Genomic DNA, 19,537 nt, shown 5'->3' on the forward strand with positions numbered 1-19,537 from the left:
CCACCGACACCGACCGCCAACACCCCCTCCACCCCCAGTCCCCCGCCTATATGATCTACACATCAGGCTCGACCGGAACGCCAAAGGGGGTGCTGGGCACGCAGCTGTGCCTGGCAAACCTGGCCGACTGGCAGGCGAACGATTACCCGCAAAATGCCAGCCGCGTCGGACAGACGACCAACATCAGCTTTGATGTGTCCATCCAGGAGATCCTGTTTTCGCTGGCCTGCGGCGCGACGCTGACGATCCCGCCCGAGACCGCCCAAGTCGGGACGAGCGAGGCGAGGCGATGGCTTGCCGAACAGCGGGTGCGGAACATTTTCCTGCCGACGTCGCTGATCAATCTTCTGGCAGAGAGCATGGCGGAGCCTGGGGCCGAGACCGTCGTGCTTGGCGATATCTTCCAGGGCGGCGAGCCGTTGAAGCTGACCAAACCGGTGCGCGACATGATGGCGTCCGGGCGGATCGGGCGCGTTCACAATCACTACGGTGCCTGCGAAACGCACAACTCGACCGCCCATACAACAGACGCCGAGCACCTGCCCGAGGGGCCTCTCGTCCCCGCGGGTAAGCCGATGCAGAACGTTCGGGTCTATGTTTTGGATGACGCGCTGCGGCCCGTGCCGCCCGGCACCGTGGGCGAAGTCTATTCGGCCGGGGCAGGGCTGTCGCGCGGATATCTCGGCAAGCCAGCGCTGAGCGCCGAGCGCTTTGTCGCCAACCCGGTGGAGGGTGATGGCGGGCGGCTCTATCGCACGGGCGACACGGGGTATTTCGACGCGCGGGGCGTCCTGACCGTACTGGGCCGCGCGGACCGCCAGATCAAGATCAACGGCGTCAGGGTAGAACTGGGCGAGCTGGAAGGCATCCTGCAAGAGCATTCGGGCATCCGCCGGGCGATTGCCGCGACGCGCAAGAACCGGAACGGCGACGTCATCCTGATCGCGTATTACCTGCTTGAGGAAGGTGCGCAGATCACGCCCGACGCGCTGCGCAGCTTTCTGCGCCGGCGGCTTCCAAGCTTCATGCTCCCCAGCCAGATTTGCGAGATCGACGCGATCCCGCTGTCTCCGAACGGCAAGCTCGACACCGCGAGGCTGCCCGTGCCGGACGATCCGCCCGCCCCCAAGAGACGACCGGCCACCGAGGACGAACACCGGCTGGCCAGGGTGTTCCGCGATATTCTCGGTCTCGATCACGTCGACATGGACGACGACTTTTTCCAACTCGGGGGGCATTCGCTGTTGGCGATCAAAGCCATCAACCGGATCGAGCAGGTCACGGCAAGGAGCATCACCGTCAGGCAGTTTTTCACGGTGCCCACGGTGTCCGGTCTGGCCGAGGAATTGAAAACCGCCAAACGGGTGTCGCGCCCGCAGTTGGTCAGTAATTGAGGAAAGGCGATGAAGATGGACGCAAAACACATGACGAAAGCGCCGCATTCAGAGGAATTGACCAGCCAGGGGCCACAGACGCAGCTGCACAAGCTCTGGTCGGCCATGCAGCTGACCCGGTCCGAACGCATCGCCCGCGGCCAGATCTCGCGGGAGAGATCGGCGACGACGCTCGAAAAGGTCCTGAACCTCTCGTGCGGTTTGGTGTCGAAACCCGGGCTTGGCGACCACGTGGGGCGGGCATCGCCATCGGCCGGGGCGCTCTATCCGACGGTGATCTATACCCTCGAACTGCAGGAGGAGGAGGGCGTGTTTTTCCTCTACCGCTACGTCGCGGCGACGGGCGCTACCGACCGGCTGTCCGTCACCATCCCGCAGGCCGAACTGGCCGGACGGGTCGGCCTGCCCGAAGAGGCGCGCATGATCTTTCTCTTTGCGGCGGATGTGGAGCGGTCGATGCGCAAATACGGCCGCAGGGGCATCCTTTATGCAATGCTGGATACGGCGCACGCGTTTTGCAACCTCCAAGTCTTTCTCAATTCGGAAACGCGGCGGTCCTGGGTGCTCGAGGATGTGCCCTGCCAGATGGTCCAGGCGCTTGCCGACAGCATCCCGGTTGCGCATCTGCCCATCACCGCCCTGGCAACGAGCGACGGATTTCCCTGGAAGATCAGGCCGGCCCGCGCGGGCGATCCGGCAAGCCCGGTCTGGAGCATCGGCAAGGGCACCGAGTTCGGGTCGCCCGACTGGGTGGCACGTAATATGTTTTCGGGCGGTGCGGGGGGCGTCCGGCCCACGGCGGAATTGCTGGTGAACTGGCGCGATATTTTCAGACGCAAATCCGCAGAGTGCTTTTCCGGCCGCGCAATCGAGCTGGACCGCGTCCGCGCGATCCTGCGCGGCCTCGAGCCGCTCAACGGCTTCGACGGGCTGGAGTTGCGGCTGGCCCTGCGCCGGACGGAATACACCGCGGACCTGTTCCACGTGTCCCTGTCGGATGGCGCGGTCGTGCCGACGCGCAGCTACAGCACCTGGGACATCGTCGACACCTGCATGGGCCAGAGCTTTCTCGGCGATGCCGGCGCGGCCTTGGCTATCTACGTGCCGGAACACCGGACCGGGTTCTTCGAGGACCCGGACGCGTTCCGGCGTTCGGTGGTCAATGCCGGATACCTCGCCCAGCAGATATACCTCAAGGCGGCGCGGGAGGGGCTCGGGGTCTGCGCGATCGGCGGCTATTCGGAAAGCGATGCGCAACGGCTCATGAAACTGTCTGCGCGCGAGCCTGTGCTCTATCTCGCGGCGCTTGGAGGAGAGAATTCCGGCGAGGAAAAGGCCGACCGGGGGGCGATAGCGTTCTCGCACGGGGAACGGACCGGTTCAGCAAAGGGTGTGCAGTAGATGCCGCCGCAGGCTCCCGACGGCCTTGGCGCACGCCGGCAGATCGTGATCTGCGGCGGGACCTCGGGGTTGGGCCTGGAATGCGCCAGGGTCTTTCTGGCGCAGGGCTGCACGGTGTATTGCGCCGGGCGCACCGAGGCCAGCCTTGCGCGGGCCCGCGATGCGCTGTCGGACTTCGATGCGCTGCACCTCTTCAAATGCGATCTGACCTCGGCCGCAGGCCGTCGCGATCTGCGCGACGGCGTGGCGCAGGTGACCGACGGGGTGGATGTGCTGATCAACAGCTGCGGCACCATAACCGGCGACGGCTTCGCGCAGGAGGCCGAAGCCGACTGGCGGCGGGTCATGGAAACCAACCTCTTTGCCGCGGTCGATTGCAGCCGGGATTTCCTTGGCCTGCTAAAACGGCGACCGCAGACCTCGATCGTCAATATCTCTTCGGTCTGCTCGCAGCGCCCCTGCGTGTCGTTTTCCTATTCAGTGTCCAAGGCGGCGCTGGACATGGCAACGAGGGGTATGGCCAAGGACCTTGCGGCGTTCGGCATCCGGGTCAACAGCGTGAACCCGAGCGTGGTGCCCACCAACCTGCAGAGATCCGCCGAGCTTCTAACCACCGACGCGGCCTATGACGCCTGGCTGGAGGACATGCTCCGCCTGCATCCGCTGGGGCGGCTGGGGATGGCGATGGATGTGGCCTCGGCGGTGGATTTTCTGACCTCGCCCAAGGCGGGATGGATCACCGGGACGATCCTGAATGTTGATGGAGGGCGGTCGCTGACCTGAGGGATCCGGACCGACCTTCGGTTCCGGTAAACGTGGATGCGCGTAGCAAGGCATGGACATGGCTCGAATGTATCAAACCCCTAGACTGAACGGCGGCGCGGGCGACGATGTCACGGGTCTGGCCGGGGGGCAGACCCTGAACCAAGTATTCCGCGCAGGGCTGGCAAGGACGAGGTGCTGCACACCGCTTCGGATGCCGGCGGATTTCGCGGATGGCGTTACCGCCCATCCCTGTGCCCCGCGACCCGGTGCCGAGGTGAATTTCCGGACGCTCGCGGGCCTGCTGAACCGGCTGGATCAATCCGTCTCGAACCCAGCGCTGGACGATGCTCTGGGCCGGGGGAACGGGCCGCTCGGCGCTTTGGCCCGCAGGCTGGCCGACGCCTTTGGGGCGGTATCCGTAAGGCACGCGCCGCACGGCTCGAGCCTTGCCAATGTTACGCTGCTGCTGGCGCTCAACACTCTGAAGCCGGGGCGCCTGAAACTGGCCGTCGACCGGAGCTGCCACAAGAGCCTTGTGGCCGGGCTTGCCCTGGTCGATGCCGAGATCGTCTGGATCGAGCGCGACACCTCGCCGGTCTGCGACATCCCGCTGCCTCTCAATGCCGCCAGCCTGCGCGGCCTTCTCGAAGCGCATGGCGATCTGGACGCGGTCTTTTTCACGTCGCCGACCTATGAGGGGTTCTCGTGCGACGCGCCCGGCGACATCGCGGCGCTGTTCGCGGCGACCGGCACCCGGCTAATAGTGGATTCCGCCTGGGGCGCGTTCGAGGGGCTTTTGTCCGGCGCGGGGTTCCCGCAACCCATGGCGCCCCATGCGGCGGCCAGCGTGGTGTCCGCGCACAAGAAAGGGGCGGGTCTGTCCGGGTCCAGCTTTGTGACCTTCAACGACGCGCCGCTATGCCGCGCGTTCGAACGGTTCTGCGATCTGGGACTGGTGTCCACCTCGCCGAACTTTCTGAGCTCTCTCGTGCTGGAGCACAGCCTGGAATACTGGGCCTCGCCGCAGGGGCGGACATGCGCCGCGCGGCTGGTGGCGGAAAGCCGAAAGTTCGGCGCGCGGCTGGCGGGGATCGGCGGGGTCAGGGTGGTTGCCGGGCGCGATTTGGGCGCGGGGATAGCAGGGGATCCGGGCCATGTACTGGTCGACGTCGCGGGGACCGGGCGCAATGGCCGGCAGGTGGCCGACGAGTTGGCCGGGCGTCACGCCATCGACATTGAAATGGTGATCGGCGACAAGATCCTGTTCCTCTTCGGTCCCGATCACATCGGCACCTGGCCCAGCATCGTCGCAGCGCTGCAAGAGGCCTTGGCACGTCTGTCGCCGCGAGCCAGCCCGCCCGAGCGCGTCGCCCCGTCGCCGGTCGCGGGCGACTGGCAGGGGATGCAGGCCGCCGTGATGCGGCCGACGCGCCAGGTTCTGCCGGAACATGCCGCGGGCTGCATCGCCGCCGCGCCGGTGTCGGCCTATCCGCCAGGGCGGCCGCTGATCCACCCCGGCGAATGCTTTTCAAGGGACATCGTCGACTACATCGTCGCGCTCGAGGCGCAGGGCGCGCGCCTGACCGGCGTGATGGGCGCTTTGAACGAGTTTGGCTTTACCGTCACGGATGAAACGTCATGAGTAAACAGCAGGAGAACATTGTGAGCCAGTCCGACACCCCCCAAGACCAAGGCGAGATGCAGGCCACCCTGCCCAAGGGAACGCTTGCGGATTTGTTCGCCGCGCAGGCCGACAGAACACCCGAAGCGACTGCGCTGGTTTTCGGCAACACCGAGATGAGCTATGCCGAACTGAACAGGAAATCGACCCAGCTTGCCCGGATCCTTCTGGGCAAGGGCGTTGGGCCGGAATGCGGCGTCGGTTTGCTGCTGCCTCGGCGGCCCGAGCTGATCGTTGCCATCCTCGCTGTCGTCAAGGCCGAAGGCTTCTATGTGCCGCTGCATAACACCAGCCCGGACATCCGGTTGACCGATATGCTTTCGCAGATCGGACCGCGGGCTGTGATCTCAGATCAAGTCGACCGTGCCGAAGGAATTGCCCCCGACGGATGCGCGGTCTTTCATCCCGACAGCCTGGCTGGAGGTAACGAGCCAAACCGTGCTAGCTTCGCGAGGGCGGACGGGCATTCCCTAGCCTATGTGATGTTCACGTCCGGTTCGACCGGCAGACCTAAAGCAGTAGCCATTACTCAAGACAATGTCATCAAGTTCGCCCTAGACAGTCAATGGAAAAAAGGGCGCCGAATTCTCCTAACCGCACCACATGTTTTTGATGTATCGACCTACGAGATCTGGAGCACCCTCTTGGGCGGCGGCACTGTTGTCATTCAAGAAAATGATCTGTCGACGCCTGAAGATCTGCACGCTGTTTGCAAAGAGCACCGAGTGGATCATATTTGGCTGTCAGCTGGGCTCTTTTCGGTATTTGCTGAATACAATCCCGCGGCCTTTCGGCCGGTGCGCGACCTAATAGTCGGGGGAGATATAGTGTCTCCGCATGCGGTAAACCGCTTACAGAAAGCGGCGCCAGGGATCAAAATTACTAACGGCTATGGGCCGACAGAATGCACAGTGTTTTCAACATGCTACGAAATTCCAAAAAAAGTGAATGTGAGTGAGGCCATCCCTATCGGCTCGCCGATTGGCCATGCTCGTGCGTATGTCTTGGACGGAACGCTGCGCGAGGTAGTCTGCGGCGAAGCCGGAGAACTTTATGTGGCGGGCGAGGGGCTGGCGCGCGGCTACCTCGGGGCGCAGGCGCTGACCGCTGAGCGCTTTGTTGCCTGCCCCGACGGGCCGGCGGGGTCGCGGATGTACCGCACCGGCGATCTGGTCAGATCGCGGCCCGATGGCGTGCTCGAATTTCTGGGTCGCGCCGATCAGCAGGTAAAAATCCGCGGCTTTCGCATCGAACCCGCCGAGATCGAAGCGGCCTTGCTGGCCATGTCCGGCGTCACCCATTGTGCCGTCGTATCGCGAGAGGATCGCCCGGGCGACAAACGGCTGGTGGCCTATGTGGTGGCGCCCGATTGCGATGCGGCTGCGCTCGGTCAAATGCGGGCCGGGCTTTCGGAAAGCCTGCCGGATTACATGGTTCCGGCGGCCATCGTCGCGCTTGACGCGCTGCCCTTGACGGTGAACGGCAAACTCGACCGCGCCGCCTTGCCCGCCCCGGTCTACGAGACGCAGTCCGATACCTCCGCCGCGTCGCCGCATCAGGAACTTCTGGCGGGCATTTTCTCGGAGGTTCTCGGGGTCGACGGCGTCGGCCCTGAGGACGATTTCTTTGCCCTGGGTGGCGATTCGCTGTCGGCGACGCGGCTTGTAGGGAAAATCCGCGCTGCGACGAACAAGGATATCGACGTTCGCACCGTGTTCGAACATCCGAAAATCTCGATGATCGACGCCTGGCTGCAAAAAGCCGAGATCAGTACGCGGCCCGCCCTTGTCAGGAAAGGCGCCACCGCATGACATCGTTCGAAACCCTACCGGCGCCCGGTCCCGTGGGCCAGGCGCGCCGCAAGACATCTATAGCTGTGCAAGACCAGGAGGCCGCATGACACCGCAAGACGCAATCGCCCGAATTTCCGACACCACCCAAAATTCCGACATGGTGCGGGCCCTCTTCCTAGCCGGCAGCTATGGATCGGGGCTGCAGGACGATTACAGCGATCTGGATTTTCTCGCCGTCGTCGCGCCTGACCAGGCCGAGCCGTTCAGTGCCCTCTGGCGCGAGGCCGTCGAGCAGGTCGGCCCGGTCGTGTTGTGGTGGGACCGGCAGGTCAAGGGCATGCTGCTCAATGCGATCACCGAGGATTGGCTGCGCATCGACGTGGTGGCGCGCGACGCGTCGCAGCTTGTGGGCCATGCGCGCGATGGGTTGAAGCCCCTGTTCGACAAGGACGGCGTGACCGCCACCTTGCCCGAGACGCTGCCGGGCCCGCAGGTCAACCCGGCGCGGCTGTTCTACGACATCCAGGAGTTCATCCGCATCATGGGTCTGCTGCCGCTGGCGGTGGGGCGGAACGAGATGGTCAACGCGGTGACGGGCCTGTCGCATCTGCGCCGGATGCTGATCGAGCTTCTGATCGCGGAAACCGATGTCGCCAATCGGGGCGGGGCACTGAATCTGAACCGTCTGATCACGCCCGAACAGAACGCGCTGTTGCAGGCCTTGCCGCCGCTCATGCCCGAGCGCGGGGCGATCATAAAGGGGTATCTGGCCTATGCCGAAGCCTTCCTGCCCCGCGCGCGCCGGGCGGCAGAGCGTCACGGCGTCGACTGGCCGGGTGATTTCGAGGCGGCCACATGGGCGCATCTGGAACGGGCGCTCGGGACCTCTCCGGCGCAGGCCGCGCTGACGGCCTGATGCAGGATCAGGCTTTGCATTCTTTCGGGATCCAAGGGGTGAGACATGTTTGAAAACATCGAAAACTTCCGCGACCTAGGCGGTGTGGCCGGGCGCGACGGCCGCGCGGTCCGCATCGGCGTGGTCTATCGCTCCAGCGATCATTCCCACGCCACGGACGAGGATCTGGAACATCTCAAGGCGCTGAACATCGGCGTGATCGTCGACCTGCGCCGCCCGCTCGAGCGAGAGCGCGCGCAGTCGCGGCGCCCCGAGGGGGTGCGCTATGAGGTGATCACCTCGGACATCCCCGAAGAGCGGCTGGACTGGGCCGTCGCGCTGAAGGAACTGGATCACGTCGACCGGTCTTGGTTCGACCGCGAGGCGCGGGCGTTCTATGAAACCGGCGCGACCAATCTGCGCTACGTCGATCTTTTTGCGCGGTTCTTCAAGGTGCTGGCCGATTCGGACGCGGCGATCCTGACCCATTGCGCCGCCGGTAAGGACCGGACCGGGATGCTCTGCGCGCTGACCCAGCACGCCGTCGGGGTCCACCGCGACGATATCCTGAGCGAGTTCACCAAGACCAACGATCCCGCCCGGATCGCCCGCGGCAAGCCGCGGCTGAAGGCCTGGCTGGAGCGGACCAGCGGCCATGACGTTCCCGACGACGCGCTGGACTATGCCATGCGCGTGCATCCTGAACACATAGATCTGATGTTCACCGGTCTAAAGCGCGAATTCGGGACGGTTGACCGCTATCTGGCAGAGGTGCTGCAGGTCGATCCCGGGATGATGTCCCGGATCGAAACGCGGCTTCTGCACTGACACCCGAAGGGATTGAGGGCAGCACGCGATGGATGAGCCGACGATCACCGCCTATGACGACGACGCCAATCGGACGGCCTATCTAGCGCTGAAAGGCCAGCACAAGGCGCATCCGGCGCTGGCGCATTTCATCTCGCTCTTGCCGGAAAACGGCCGAGTGCTCGACCTTGGCTGCGGCGTCGGCGCCGAGGCGGCGATCATGCAGGACCACGGCTTGTGGGTCGATGCGGTGGATGCCTCTCAAGGCATGGTTGACTGCGCCCGCGACACCCATGGGGTCGACGCCCGCAAGGCAAGTTTCGACGATCTGTTGGAACTCTCGGATCTTGATGGTGTCTGGGCGCATTTCAGTCTGTTGCACGCCGCGCGCCAGGCCTTTCCACAGCACTTGAACAGCATTTTCGACGCGCTCAGACCCGGGGGGGTGTTCTATCTCTGCATGAAAAAGGGCACCGGCGAACGGCGCGATGGGCTCGGGCGGCTCTACACGTTTTATCAGGAGTCCGAACTGGTGGACTATCTGATTCGGTCGGGATTCGAGGTCGTGTCCAAGCACGAGGGTGAGGGCACGGGCCTGGATGACGAGATCATCTACTGGATCATGATTTTCGGGGTGAAGCCGATGGCGGGTTAGACCGGGGCCACTCAGTTCGGCGCGTGTGTAGCGCAGGTGAAACGCGGTTTGTTCCATAGGCGTTCCCGGGCTTGGGCGCGCCTCTATGCGTGTTTAAAAAGTATAATAAATTCAATTTCTTATATTAAATTCTAGACTGGCGGTTTATCGCTTAAAACCACCTTAGCGGGTTGCAATAACAAATTACTCGCGCAAGGATAGAATCTGCGATTGTAAGGCACAGCACGTTTCGCCAGTGGCGGTACGCCCTAGCGACTGACCGAAAATCCTGCCCGAGACCCACGTTGCGGAGGGACCAGATGAACGCAATTTTTGACAAGATCGCCTTTCAGTACGACGAAAACAGAGGCGGCGAGACCCGTGGCGTGCAGTTCGCGGAGGCGATCGAACCTTTCATCGACAAGAACCGGCGGGTGCTCGAGATGGGCGTCGGGACCGGCGTGGTAGCCGGGGCGCTGCAAAACAAGGGCTACGATGTCATCGGGCTCGACGTGTCGAGCGAGATGCTGAAATTCGCCGTCGACCGCGTGGTGGCGTTGGTCTGGTCGGACATGAACAAACTGCCGTTCCTTGACGATTTCTTCGGCTGCATCTATTCGGTCTGGGCGCTGCACCTTGCCGACGACATTTCCACCTCGCTGGCCGAGGTGCGCCGGGTGCTGAGCGACGGCGGCTGCTTCATCAATTGTTCGGCCGCGAACGCCCAGGTGTCCCCGCCCAAGGACCCGGCGGGGAAGATCGTTGCGGACATGCAGCTGCAGCTTTCTGGCCCGCAGCTGACGCGCGATTCGCCTGAAGAGCTGGAAAAGCTCTGCACGGAGGCCGACTTTGTTCTCGAGACCGTGGTCAATCTGTCCCACACCTACCAGACGTCGGTGTCCGAGGTGATCCTACATATCGAGCGCGGCGGCATGTCGACGCTAGTCAAGGCCTCGGACGCGCAGCGCCGCGACATCATCGACCCCGCACTGGCCGAGCTCCGCAAACTGCCCAACCCCGACGATCCCATTCTGCGTGACCGCGTGCATCAGTTCGCCGTCCTGCGCGCCGTCTGAGCCATGACTGTCGCAGCGTCATCCGCGCTGTTTCTGGCGCTGGAGGTTCGTGCGTCTTTGGCCGACGATCTGCTGCGGCTTCAGAGGCATGTGGCCGACCCGCATTGGGTGCCTCGGGCTGCCCTGCACGTGACCATGCGGTATCTGCGTGTGATCGAGGATCACGCCGGCCTGATTGCGCGTCTGGCCAGTGTAAAGGCCCCAGCCTTCGACATGAAAGTGTCGGGGGTCGGGCATTTCGATCTGCTGGACGGCGCGGTTGCGCTCTGGGCGGGGGTCGAACCGGTGCCGCAAATGCAGAACCTGCACAATGCGCTGGACCGGATCGCGCTCGACATGGGGTCCCTGCCGCCGACCCGACCCTGGAGGCCGCATATCTCTCTTGGCTTCCGGCCCGGGATGCACCCCAGCGTGACGCGGTGGGAACAGGATCACCGTGCCCTCGACCTGCCCGCAGCCAGGGTATTCGGTTTCGGCCTTTACACATCGTGCAAGCTGCCCGCAACGGGCGGATACGAACGGCTGGCTTGGTTTTCGCTTCAGCGGGCCGGGGCTGTGTCCGCCGCGCCGGATCTAGTCGATCTTTCCTCCGCTCCTGGCACGGAACTGCGGGCCGGGGAGACATCTTGAACCGCGCGGTAGACCTGATCGACCCGTTGATCCCGGCGCAGACCCCGCCGCCGCGGGGGCTGCTGGCCTTCTTCGGCTGGTCGCTGAAAGGGGCCTATGGCGCCTTGGGGCTGTCGGCCCTGATCTGGACGCTGGCCGGTTTCCTGGAGGTCGCGAACGCGCTGCTGCTGGGGTATGTGATCGACCTTGCCATCGCCACCGACCCGGATCACTTTTTCGAAACACATATGCTGTTCGCGATCGGCGTATTTCTCTTTTTCATACTGCTGCGCCCGCTGGTGCTGGGCGCGTCCTCGGCGGTGAATCTCATCGTGATCGCGCCCAACGTGCTGTTGATGGTGCTGTTGCGCCTGCATCACTGGACCATGGGCCAATCGGTCGGGTTCTTTGATTCCGAAATGACCGGCCGGATCACGCAAAAGCAGCTACAAACCTCGCGCGCCCTCGCAAGCGTGGCGTCCGAGACGATCTATCTGGTGTTCTACGCGCTCGTGTCCTTTTTGGGGGCTGCGGTCTTTCTGGTGACGGTCAGCTGGGACATCGCGATTCTGCTGACCGTCTGGCTGGCCGCCTATCTGGCGCTGATCTGGTGGTACATGCCGCATCTGCGCAAGAAATCCGCGCGGCGGGCCAATGCGCATTCCGCGCTGACCGGGGCCATTGTCGACACTTTGTCGAACATGAAGACGGTGACCCTTTTCGCGCGGGGCCGTCATGAGGTCGAGCGCGCGGGCCGCGTCGCGACCTCTTACCGCGAGACCGCCATCGATTGGGGCAAGACCGCCACCTGGTTCCGGTTCCTTCTGACCGTCCTCGCCGGCAGTCTGCCCGTCCTGCTAATCGGCGCCAGCGTCCTGCTGTGGTCGGACGGCCGCGCGAGCGAGGGCGACATCGCCGCGGCGGGCGCGGTTGCGATCCGTGTCGCGCAGATGACCGGCTATATCAGCCACACTCTGATGGGCCTTCATGCGTCGCTGGGCGAGATCGAGGACGGCATCGCGCTTTTGACCCAGCCGCACGCACTGCGCGACGCGCAAGAGGCGGCGCCGCTGCGCGACCCGCGCCCGCGGATACGGTTCGAGAACGTCTCGTTCGGCTATTCCGGTGGGGCCGGGCAGGGGGTGCGCGACATCAACCTGACCATCCGGCCGGGCGAAAGAATCGGGATCATCGGCCCATCGGGCGCGGGCAAGTCGACTTTGCTGGCCTTGCTATTGCGCATGGTCGATCCGGTTTCGGGCCGGATCATGGTCGGGGATATGGATATCCGCGACATGACGCAGGAAAGCCTGCGCCGGAATATCTGCGGGGTGCTTCAGGATTCGGCGATCTTCAGCCGCTCGGTGCGCGAGAACATCCTCTACGGCCAGCTCGACGCGACCGAAGAGGACATGATCTATGCCGCGCGCGAGGCCGACGCCCATGATTTCATCCTGCAGCTGGAGGACGGGTTCGGCCGGGAAGGCTATGACGCGATCCTCGGCGAACGGGGCGCGACGCTGTCGGGCGGGCAGCGGCAACGAATTTCCATCGCCCGCGCCCTGCTGACGGATGCCCCGGTCGTTCTGCTGGACGAGGCGACGAGCGCGCTGGATTCGCAGACCGAGGCGACGGTTCAATCCGCGATCGACCGCCTGCTTGCGGACCGGACCGTGATCGTCGTCGCCCACCGGTTGTCGACGATCATGCGCATGGACCGGATCATCGTCCTGTCCGCCGGCAGGATTGTCGAGCAGGGCACGCATTCGGAATTGCTTAAAAAGGGCGGGGTCTATGCGCGCTACTGGTCCCGGCAGCGCGACGATATGCAGGGGCCAGGGGTCCTGCAGGGGCAGGCGGTGTGACTTGGCCTTATGCCAGAACGGCCCCCGGCTCACAGGTAGGAGTATAAAGTGACCCGGCATGATTCCGCAGGTATTCCCGAGGACGACGTCGCCGAAATCAGGGAAAGATATCGGATCGAGCGGCTCAAGCGGCAACGGCCCGCCGGGAGCGAGACCTACACCGACCTGCCGCCCCGGATGCGGCGGCACAGGGCCGCTCCGGCCGCGCGCGCGCCGGTGTCGGACGTCGTGACCGCGACCGTCATCGGCGGCGGCCTGTCGGGCTTGGTGGCTGCCGCCAGGCTGACCGAGACCCAGTGTGGGCCGGTCCGGATCGTCGAGAAATCCCCGGATTTCGGCGGTGTCTGGCATCGCAACACCTACCCCGGCGCGGAATGCGACACCGCCGCCATCGTCTATATGCCGCTGCTGGAGGAGACCGGCTATCTGCCGACACGGAAATACGCCTCGGGCATCGAAATCCGCGCCCATTGCCGGCGTGTGGCCCGGCATTTCAGGCTGGACCGGAACGTGCTGCTGAGGACCGAGGTCACCGCGCTGACGTGGTTGCCCGATCAATCGGTCTGGCTGGTCGAAACCGACCGGGGCGACCGGTTCCAATCACGGTTCGTTACCCTTGGGCTGGGGCAGTTCCAGACGCCGAAGATCCCCAGGCTGGCCGGGATCGACTCCTTCGAAGGGCATATGTTCCACACCTCGGAATGGGATTACGACTATACCGGCGGGGATCCCACGGGTGCGCCGATGGAGCGTCTCAGGACCCGGCGTGTCGGCGTGATCGGAAGCGGCCCCAGCGCCATCCAGAGCATCCCTCATCTGGCCCGCGCGGCGCGCGGCCTTTTCGTGGTTCAGCGCACGCCCTCGGCCGTGAACGCCCGGGGTAACCAGGCCGCGCCCGAGCATTGGCGCGCCTGGGCGCGGCATCCGGGCTGGCAGCGCGCGCTGATGGTCAACTACATCCAGTTCCGCAACCCGCTGATCGACGTCGAAGACATCGTCGACGACAACTGGACCCAGATCGCCGCCCGAATCCGCAGCCGTCTGGATGCGGTGCCGGCCCAGGACCGAACCGAGGAGGTGGTGGACCGGGTGCAGGAACTGGCCGACATTGACAACATGGCCGAACTGCGCGACCGCGTGGCGCAGATCGTGCAAGACCCCGCGACCGCACGGGCGTTGCAGGCTTGGTATCCGCAATTCTGCAAACGCCCCTGTTTCCACGACGACTATCTTGAGGCCTTCAACCGGCCGAACACGCATCTGATCGACACCGACGGCAAGGGCGTCACCCGGCTGACCCGCACCGGTGTCACCGCCGCCGGGCGCGACTTTACGCTGGATTGCATCGTCTTCGCGACCGGTTTCCGGAACACCGTGGGCGGCCCGGTCCAGGACGCGCTGACTATCCGCGGACGGCAAACCACCCTGCGCGAGGCTTGGGCCGATGGGATCCAGAGCTTTCAGGGCGTGTTCGTGCACGGCTTTCCCAATCTCTTCGTCATGCAGCCGGCGCAGGGGGCGAATCTCCTGTCGAACATCACGCATAACTCGGTCGACGCCGCTGAGACGATCGCGGCGGTGGTGCGCCACAGCCATACGACCGGCGCGGCGGAGATCGAGGTCGACGCCGATGCGCAGGACCGCTGGCTGGCCCGGTTGCGGCAAGGAACGCGCCGTCTGGCGATGGCCGATTGTACACCGGGGATCTTCAACAACGATGGCGATCTCAGCGATCCGGCGGTCGGCTGGAATGTCGGCTATCCCGACGGCCCGGCGGAATATTTCCGCTACACCGCACGGTGGCGCGGCGACGGGCGGTTCGAGGGGCTGACGTTCCGCCGCGGCGCGGGCCGGAACGACGTAGACGCCGCGTCCGAGGAAAGCAGCCACCATGACGCGTGATCCGTTCTTTCACAGCGGCATGCGCGAAGTGCAGGACCGGCTCGGCGGACGGGCCGTCGCCGATGCCATCGAACGGCATTTCGTCGCCGAGGGGCTGAGCGCCGAACAGGCGGAGCTGGTGTGCGCCTCGCGCGTCTTCTTCATCGCGACAAGCTGGGACAGCCATGTGGATTGCAGCATGAAATGCGGGCAGCGCGGTTTCGTGCGCCACGTCGCCCCCGATACGATCGAGTATCCCGAATACAACGGTAATTCGATGTACCGCACCTTGGGGAACCTTGCGCGTAACCCGCATTGCGGTCTGCTGTTCGTCGATTTCGAGAATGGCGGCAACCGGCTGCGGATCGGCGGGCGGGCCGAGGTGCGCTATGATCAGGGGGCACTGTTGGCGCATCGAGGCGCCTGCGCCGCCGTGCGGATCCGGGTCACCAGCTTTCCCAATTGTAACCGGTATCGCCCGCACTTCGACGGTTCCGATCACCAGACATACGATCCGGCGGACGATGCGTTTTGCGTACCAAAGTGGAAGACTCTGGACGAAATCGCCCCTCATCTGCCCGAAACCGACCCTCATTTCGAGGCCGTGGCGCGGGACCGCGGCGGCAAGGCGGATGCTTCATGACCCGGAGTGAGGCATGTGCGGAATAGCGGGCGTCATCGCCGCCACGCCGCAGCGCGGGCTGGAACACGCCGTCGGGCGCATGACTGCCACGCTTGCGCATCGCGGGCCTGACGGGGGCGGCGTCTGGGTCTCGGGCAACGGATGTGCGGCGCTGGGGCATCGCCGCCTGTCGGTAGTCGATCTGGACGATCGCGCGGCGCAGCCCATGACCGACGCCACCGGGCGCTTTGTCATCAGTTTCAACGGCGAAATCTACAACTTCCGCGCCTTGCGGGCCGTGCTGACCGCAGCCGGGCACAGCCTGTCGACCCAATCAGACACCGAGGTTCTGATCGAGTCCTTCGCCCATTGGGGCGTCCACCGCACACTTGCGAAGATCGAGGGAATGTTCGCCTTTGCGGTCTGGGACGATGCGGCCAAGACGTTTTACCTGTGCCGTGACCGTTTCGGCATCAAGCCCTGTTACTGGCGGTTTCACAAGAGCACGCTGTCCTTCGGTTCCGAGCTGAAGGCGCTTTTCGCCTATGACGACCGTCCGAAGGCGCTGAACCCTGCGGCCATCGGACATATGCTCGACTTCGATTATGTGCCCTCGCCCGACACGGTGTTCCAGGGCATCCGGCAACTGGCCCCGGGAGAGCTTTTGGTCATGCGGCGTGGTCAGGCGCCCGAGGTTTCGGCCTATTGGTCGCTGGAAGAGGAGCGCAAGGCGCGCAACGGTGCGCTAACCGGGTTGTCGGACGCTGCGCTCTTGGAAGAATGCGATGCGCTTTTGCACGGGGTCATCGAGGAATACCTCGATTGCGACGTGCCGACCGGTTGCTTTCTGTCCGGGGGCATCGATTCCTCGCTCATTTCGGCGGTGGCATCGCAGAAGCTGTCCGCACCACTGCGGACGTTCTCCATCGGGTTTTCTGAGACCTCCTGGGACGAGAGCGACAGGGCACGGGCCATTGCTGAGCACATCGGGACCAAACACGAGGCGCTGACCCTGACCGGGGCGATGGCCCGCGATCTGGTCGAGGCGATCCCCGAGTTCTACGACGAGCCCTTTGCGGATTTCTCGCAGCTGCCGACGCTGGCGGTCAGCCGTCTCGCCCGGGGCGAAGTGACGGTCTGCCTGTCGGGCGATGGCGGGGACGAGCTTTTCGCCGGGTACGACCGGTATCAATGGAGCCAGAGCATCTGGGCCTTGCACCGGCGTTTGACGGAACCGGTGTTTGACGGGCTCGCCGCGTTATGCGGCGCGGGGCGTCTGGGCCGTATCAGGTCGGTCTTGCCGCAGCATCTCAGGGACATCGCCCGCCGTCTGCCGGAATTCACCACCTACGGCCCCCCGCCGCAATCGTTTCCCGATTATTACCGCAGGATCATGCGCAACGCGCCGGACAGCCTGCACCGCGATACCGAAGGGGCCGAATCGGTTTCCCCCGCCCACTACTGGATCGAGGGCGGGGGGCTGTCGCGGCTCGATTCCATGCAGATCGCCGACATGCGGCATTACATGGGCGACGGCATCTTGACCAAGGTCGACCGCGCCAGCATGAGCGTCGGGCTCGAGGTGCGCATTCCGTTCCTGAACGAACGCATGGTGGATTTCGCCTTTGGCCTGCCGATGCGAAACCGGTTCGGCCGAGGCGGGCTTCGTGTGCTCGAGAAAGAACTGGCATACCGATATGTCCCCCGGACGTTGCTGGACGCGCCCAAGATGGGGTTCGGCTTTCCCGTGGATAGCTGGCTGCGGACCTGTCTGCGCGACTGGGTCGAGGACCTTCTGTCAAACGACAGCCTGTCCGGCCTTCCCTATGTGAAGGCCGCCGAGGTCAGGAACTTGTGGGGTCAGCATGTGTCGGGGCAGGCGGATTGTCACTGGCAGCTTTGGCCTGTGCTGATCTATGCGCAGTGGGTGCGCCGCTGGCGCGCGCGCATCGAAATGCCGTGACCACGGTCACGGCATTTCAGGCGCTGTGCCGGGAGAAACGCCGCGCCCTTGCCTCAAATCTCGAGGAACGACTGCGGCATCTCGACCATCACCGAATAGGGCGCATGCCCGGCGAGGCCGAATTTGACCGCGCCGAGGCTGCTGATCAGCATCGCGGTTTCGTCTGCGGTGACGTCGCAGGTCTGCATCATCAGATCGCTTGTGCCTTGTACGGCCATGTTCACCGCCTCTTCCATCGTGTCGCCAAAGCCCATGCAGCAGACCGAGTCGTCGTTCGTCACGATGGGCTGGCTGACCTTGATCCGCTCTTCCTTGGTCACGCGCAGAATGACGTTCACTGCGCATTCGACCGCCGACGATGCGACCTCGCCAAGCCCATGCAGGGCGTGGCCGTCGGCCAGGGTCAGCAAGGCGCCTTCGTGGAACACGGGAAGATAGACGCAGGCTCCCTTGGTCACCATCGAATTGCCCATGGCGCCGCCGAACCTGCCGTTGTGGTTGCTCTTCACACTCCCCGATTCCGGGGCAACGCCGATCCGGCTGATCATGGGGCACACCGGCAGGGTGATGTCGTCGCGAAAGGCGATTCCGTCGGGCGTGATCTGCATGTGTTTGCGCACGAAGGGGCTGACCTGCCCTTTCAGCGGGCCGCTATCTGTGACGACCACCCAGGCATCGGTCGAGGGAAGCTGGATATCGACAATCTCGACCTTGATCGAATCGCCCGTGCTGACCCCTTCGATCTCGATGGGGCCGGTCATGGTCGTCAGCACTTCCATCGGGACGGGGCTGTCGCATTGCGAGACGCGGTCCTGGGTTTCAACGGCAAACGGCTCGCCCAGCTTTGCCTTGAACAGCGGCTCATTGTCGGCGCTGTAGCTTGTGCAGACTTTGAAACTTTCGATGACGTTCATGGCAATCCTCTCCATCTGGTTGGGTGACGTCCCATGGTATATACCATAAGTAGTATGTTGTGGCGATATTAATCCTAAGGTTGTATCTTGTTGGCGGATTGATGCCGTTTAGGCGCCCGGATAACCGGTGCCCGATACTGTCGTCAGATCATGGGCGACAGCAGAAACGGAAAGAGCCCTGTCGTCTTGCGCCGCAGCCATGGCGAAAAGCGGCCCTGGCGGATGTGCAGGTTGCCATAATCGGGAACCAGCCCTTCAGCGGCGAAATCCGTCCGGAGTCGTTCGACATCCAACAGAAAGGCGCTCAGGGTACGATCCACGGCTGGGTCAGAAAAAAGCGCATCGAAACAGGGCATTGGCATGGTGGCGAGCGGGCAGAGAACACCCAGGCCGGATGCGCCGGCTTCGGCGATGGGGGTGAAATTCGGTACCCTCAGCCGATTTCCGTAGCTCGAGACGTCTTCGGAAAACGGCAGGAACTGATCGCGGCCGACGAAATCCCGCGCCAAAAGCGGGGCATCACCGAAAGCTTCATGCCAGTAGAGCACGCTGCTTTTGGTTGGGTCGAGCGTGCATATATGCCGGAGCGATGGCAAGGTGACCAGATTCAGCGACACCTCGAACGGAAAACCCGATGGCTGGAGCTTGTAGTTGAGGATACCACCTTCGGCAGCCGCCGCAGCGTCGGCGAAATAGGCCAGGCGGTCGGGCGTGTCGCCGCCCTCCTCCATCTCTTGCCCGCCGCATAGCGCCGACAGGTCGATCGGCCCGTCGGGGGCGACCAGAAACAGGTCGATGTCCGAGGACCGGCTGGTCGAAAAAAACGCGCCGTATCCCAAAGAGCCCATCACGTAGCCCGCCAGGAAATTCGGGCGCAGCGCTTCGGCGTAGCCCCCATGCAGGAACCGCAGCATCGCGATCGTCGCCCCTATGGCCTCGGCCAGTGGTATATCCGCCGAGCTGCGCAGTTCATTGTCCAGCGCCAGCCCGGCCGTTTCGAGCTGATCCAAGGCCGCCGCGATGTCCTGCGTCCGGCCATACCGCCAATACCCGTGCAGCACATATGCGGCGATGTCAGCCAAGCGCGCGCGCTTTTCGAGTTCCTCTGGCCAAGGCAGCGCTTGCAGCCAATCGGCAGCGTTCGTGTCATGAGCCACCGCGCGGATCGCGAGATGTTTCGCGACGATATCATTGAGCGCGAAAGACGTGAGAAAGGATCCGAATGGCGTCACGGGCA

Annotated in this window: 16 protein-coding genes; 14 read left to right on the forward strand and 2 right to left on the reverse strand. The window is 64.1% G+C overall.

What is annotated here, in order from left to right:
- The 14 genes from ACR1XV_RS20570 to asnB all read left to right on the forward strand — a co-directional run.
- Nucleotides 1-1,394, forward strand: a 1,394-nt coding sequence (locus ACR1XV_RS20570; RefSeq protein WP_480534800.1) for a non-ribosomal peptide synthetase, incomplete at its 5' end; no start/stop codon positions are given.
- 9 nt (nt 1,395-1,403) lie between these two features.
- Complete coding sequence (locus tag ACR1XV_RS20575; RefSeq protein WP_480534802.1) at nt 1,404-2,795, forward strand: nitroreductase family protein; 1,392 nt, start codon at nt 1,404-1,406, stop codon at nt 2,793-2,795.
- On the forward strand, nt 2,796-3,578 hold the full coding sequence (locus ACR1XV_RS20580) for an SDR family NAD(P)-dependent oxidoreductase (protein WP_480534804.1): 783 nt from the start codon (nt 2,796-2,798) through the stop codon (nt 3,576-3,578).
- Nucleotides 3,579-3,645: 67 nt separating this feature from the next.
- Complete coding sequence (locus ACR1XV_RS20585; RefSeq protein ID WP_480534806.1) at nt 3,646-5,202, forward strand: Orn/Lys/Arg family decarboxylase; 1,557 nt, start codon at nt 3,646-3,648, stop codon at nt 5,200-5,202.
- Nucleotides 5,199-7,052: a non-ribosomal peptide synthetase gene (locus ACR1XV_RS20590; RefSeq protein ID WP_480534808.1), complete on the forward strand. Its 1,854-nt coding sequence runs from the start codon at nt 5,199-5,201 to the stop codon at nt 7,050-7,052. Before ACR1XV_RS20585 ends, ACR1XV_RS20590 begins: the two co-directional genes overlap by 4 nt.
- 85 nt (nt 7,053-7,137) lie before the next feature.
- Nucleotides 7,138-7,950 (forward strand): nucleotidyltransferase domain-containing protein, encoded by an 813-nt coding sequence (locus ACR1XV_RS20595; protein WP_480534810.1) that lies wholly within the window; start codon nt 7,138-7,140, stop codon nt 7,948-7,950.
- 45 nt (nt 7,951-7,995) lie between these two features.
- Nucleotides 7,996-8,757 carry a tyrosine-protein phosphatase gene (locus ACR1XV_RS20600; protein ID WP_480534812.1) on the forward strand — a complete coding sequence of 254 codons (762 nt, stop codon included), beginning with the start codon at nt 7,996-7,998 and terminating at the stop codon, nt 8,755-8,757.
- Nucleotides 8,758-8,785: 28 nt separating this feature from the next.
- Entirely contained in the window at nt 8,786-9,391 is a 606-nt protein-coding gene (locus ACR1XV_RS20605) for a class I SAM-dependent DNA methyltransferase (protein WP_480534814.1), read from the forward strand.
- A 299-nt stretch (nt 9,392-9,690) separates the two neighbouring features.
- A complete protein-coding gene (locus ACR1XV_RS20610) occupies nt 9,691-10,446 on the forward strand; it encodes a class I SAM-dependent methyltransferase (RefSeq protein WP_480534816.1) in 756 nt (251 codons plus the stop codon).
- A 3-nt stretch (nt 10,447-10,449) separates the two neighbouring features.
- Nucleotides 10,450-11,076 (forward strand): RNA 2',3'-cyclic phosphodiesterase, encoded by a 627-nt coding sequence (gene thpR, locus ACR1XV_RS20615; RefSeq protein WP_480534818.1) that lies wholly within the window; start codon nt 10,450-10,452, stop codon nt 11,074-11,076.
- Nucleotides 11,070-12,920, forward strand: a complete 1,851-nt coding sequence (locus tag ACR1XV_RS20620) for an ABC transporter ATP-binding protein (RefSeq protein ID WP_480534855.1) — start codon at nt 11,070-11,072, stop codon at nt 12,918-12,920. Before thpR ends, ACR1XV_RS20620 begins: the two co-directional genes overlap by 7 nt.
- Nucleotides 12,921-12,968: 48 nt before the next feature.
- Entirely contained in the window at nt 12,969-14,822 is a 1,854-nt protein-coding gene (locus ACR1XV_RS20625) for a flavin-containing monooxygenase (protein WP_480534819.1), read from the forward strand.
- A complete protein-coding gene (locus tag ACR1XV_RS20630; RefSeq protein WP_480534821.1) occupies nt 14,812-15,444 on the forward strand; it encodes a pyridoxamine 5'-phosphate oxidase family protein in 633 nt (210 codons plus the stop codon). The genes ACR1XV_RS20625 and ACR1XV_RS20630 overlap by 11 nt, the downstream gene beginning before the upstream one ends.
- Before the next feature lie 13 nt (nt 15,445-15,457).
- Nucleotides 15,458-17,386: an asparagine synthase (glutamine-hydrolyzing) gene (gene asnB / locus ACR1XV_RS20635; protein ID WP_480534822.1), complete on the forward strand. Its 1,929-nt coding sequence runs from the start codon at nt 15,458-15,460 to the stop codon at nt 17,384-17,386.
- Between the two features lie 53 nt (nt 17,387-17,439).
- On the opposite strand, the gene ACR1XV_RS20640 is transcribed toward asnB, so the two are convergent.
- Together ACR1XV_RS20640 and ACR1XV_RS20645 are read right to left on the reverse strand one after the other, a co-directional pair.
- Nucleotides 17,440-18,300 carry an acetamidase/formamidase family protein gene (locus ACR1XV_RS20640; RefSeq protein ID WP_480534823.1) on the reverse strand — a complete coding sequence of 287 codons (861 nt, stop codon included), beginning with the start codon at nt 18,298-18,300 and terminating at the stop codon, nt 17,440-17,442.
- Between the two features lie 143 nt (nt 18,301-18,443).
- On the reverse strand, nt 18,444-19,457 hold the full coding sequence (locus tag ACR1XV_RS20645) for a hypothetical protein (RefSeq protein ID WP_480534825.1): 1,014 nt from the start codon (nt 19,455-19,457) through the stop codon (nt 18,444-18,446).
- Between the last annotated feature and the right edge of the window lie 80 nt (nt 19,458-19,537).

The organism is Ruegeria sp. AD2(2025) (genome assembly GCF_056542385.1).

Coding starts and splice junctions, on each gene's coding strand:
- ACR1XV_RS20575 (WP_480534802.1), top strand. CDS start 1,404: ATGAAGATGGACGCAAAACACATGACGAAAGCGCCGCATTCAGAGGAA.
- ACR1XV_RS20580 (WP_480534804.1), top strand. CDS start 2,796: ATGCCGCCGCAGGCTCCCGACGGCCTTGGCGCACGCCGGCAGATCGTG.
- ACR1XV_RS20585 (WP_480534806.1), top strand. CDS start 3,646: ATGTATCAAACCCCTAGACTGAACGGCGGCGCGGGCGACGATGTCACG.
- ACR1XV_RS20590 (WP_480534808.1), top strand. CDS start 5,199: ATGAGTAAACAGCAGGAGAACATTGTGAGCCAGTCCGACACCCCCCAA.
- ACR1XV_RS20595 (WP_480534810.1), top strand. CDS start 7,138: ATGACACCGCAAGACGCAATCGCCCGAATTTCCGACACCACCCAAAAT.
- ACR1XV_RS20600 (WP_480534812.1), top strand. CDS start 7,996: ATGTTTGAAAACATCGAAAACTTCCGCGACCTAGGCGGTGTGGCCGGG.
- ACR1XV_RS20605 (WP_480534814.1), top strand. CDS start 8,786: ATGGATGAGCCGACGATCACCGCCTATGACGACGACGCCAATCGGACG.
- ACR1XV_RS20610 (WP_480534816.1), top strand. CDS start 9,691: ATGAACGCAATTTTTGACAAGATCGCCTTTCAGTACGACGAAAACAGA.
- thpR (WP_480534818.1), top strand. CDS start 10,450: ATGACTGTCGCAGCGTCATCCGCGCTGTTTCTGGCGCTGGAGGTTCGT.
- ACR1XV_RS20630 (WP_480534821.1), top strand. CDS start 14,812: ATGACGCGTGATCCGTTCTTTCACAGCGGCATGCGCGAAGTGCAGGAC.
- asnB (WP_480534822.1), top strand. CDS start 15,458: ATGTGCGGAATAGCGGGCGTCATCGCCGCCACGCCGCAGCGCGGGCTG.
- ACR1XV_RS20640 (WP_480534823.1), bottom strand. CDS start 18,300: ATGAACGTCATCGAAAGTTTCAAAGTCTGCACAAGCTACAGCGCCGAC.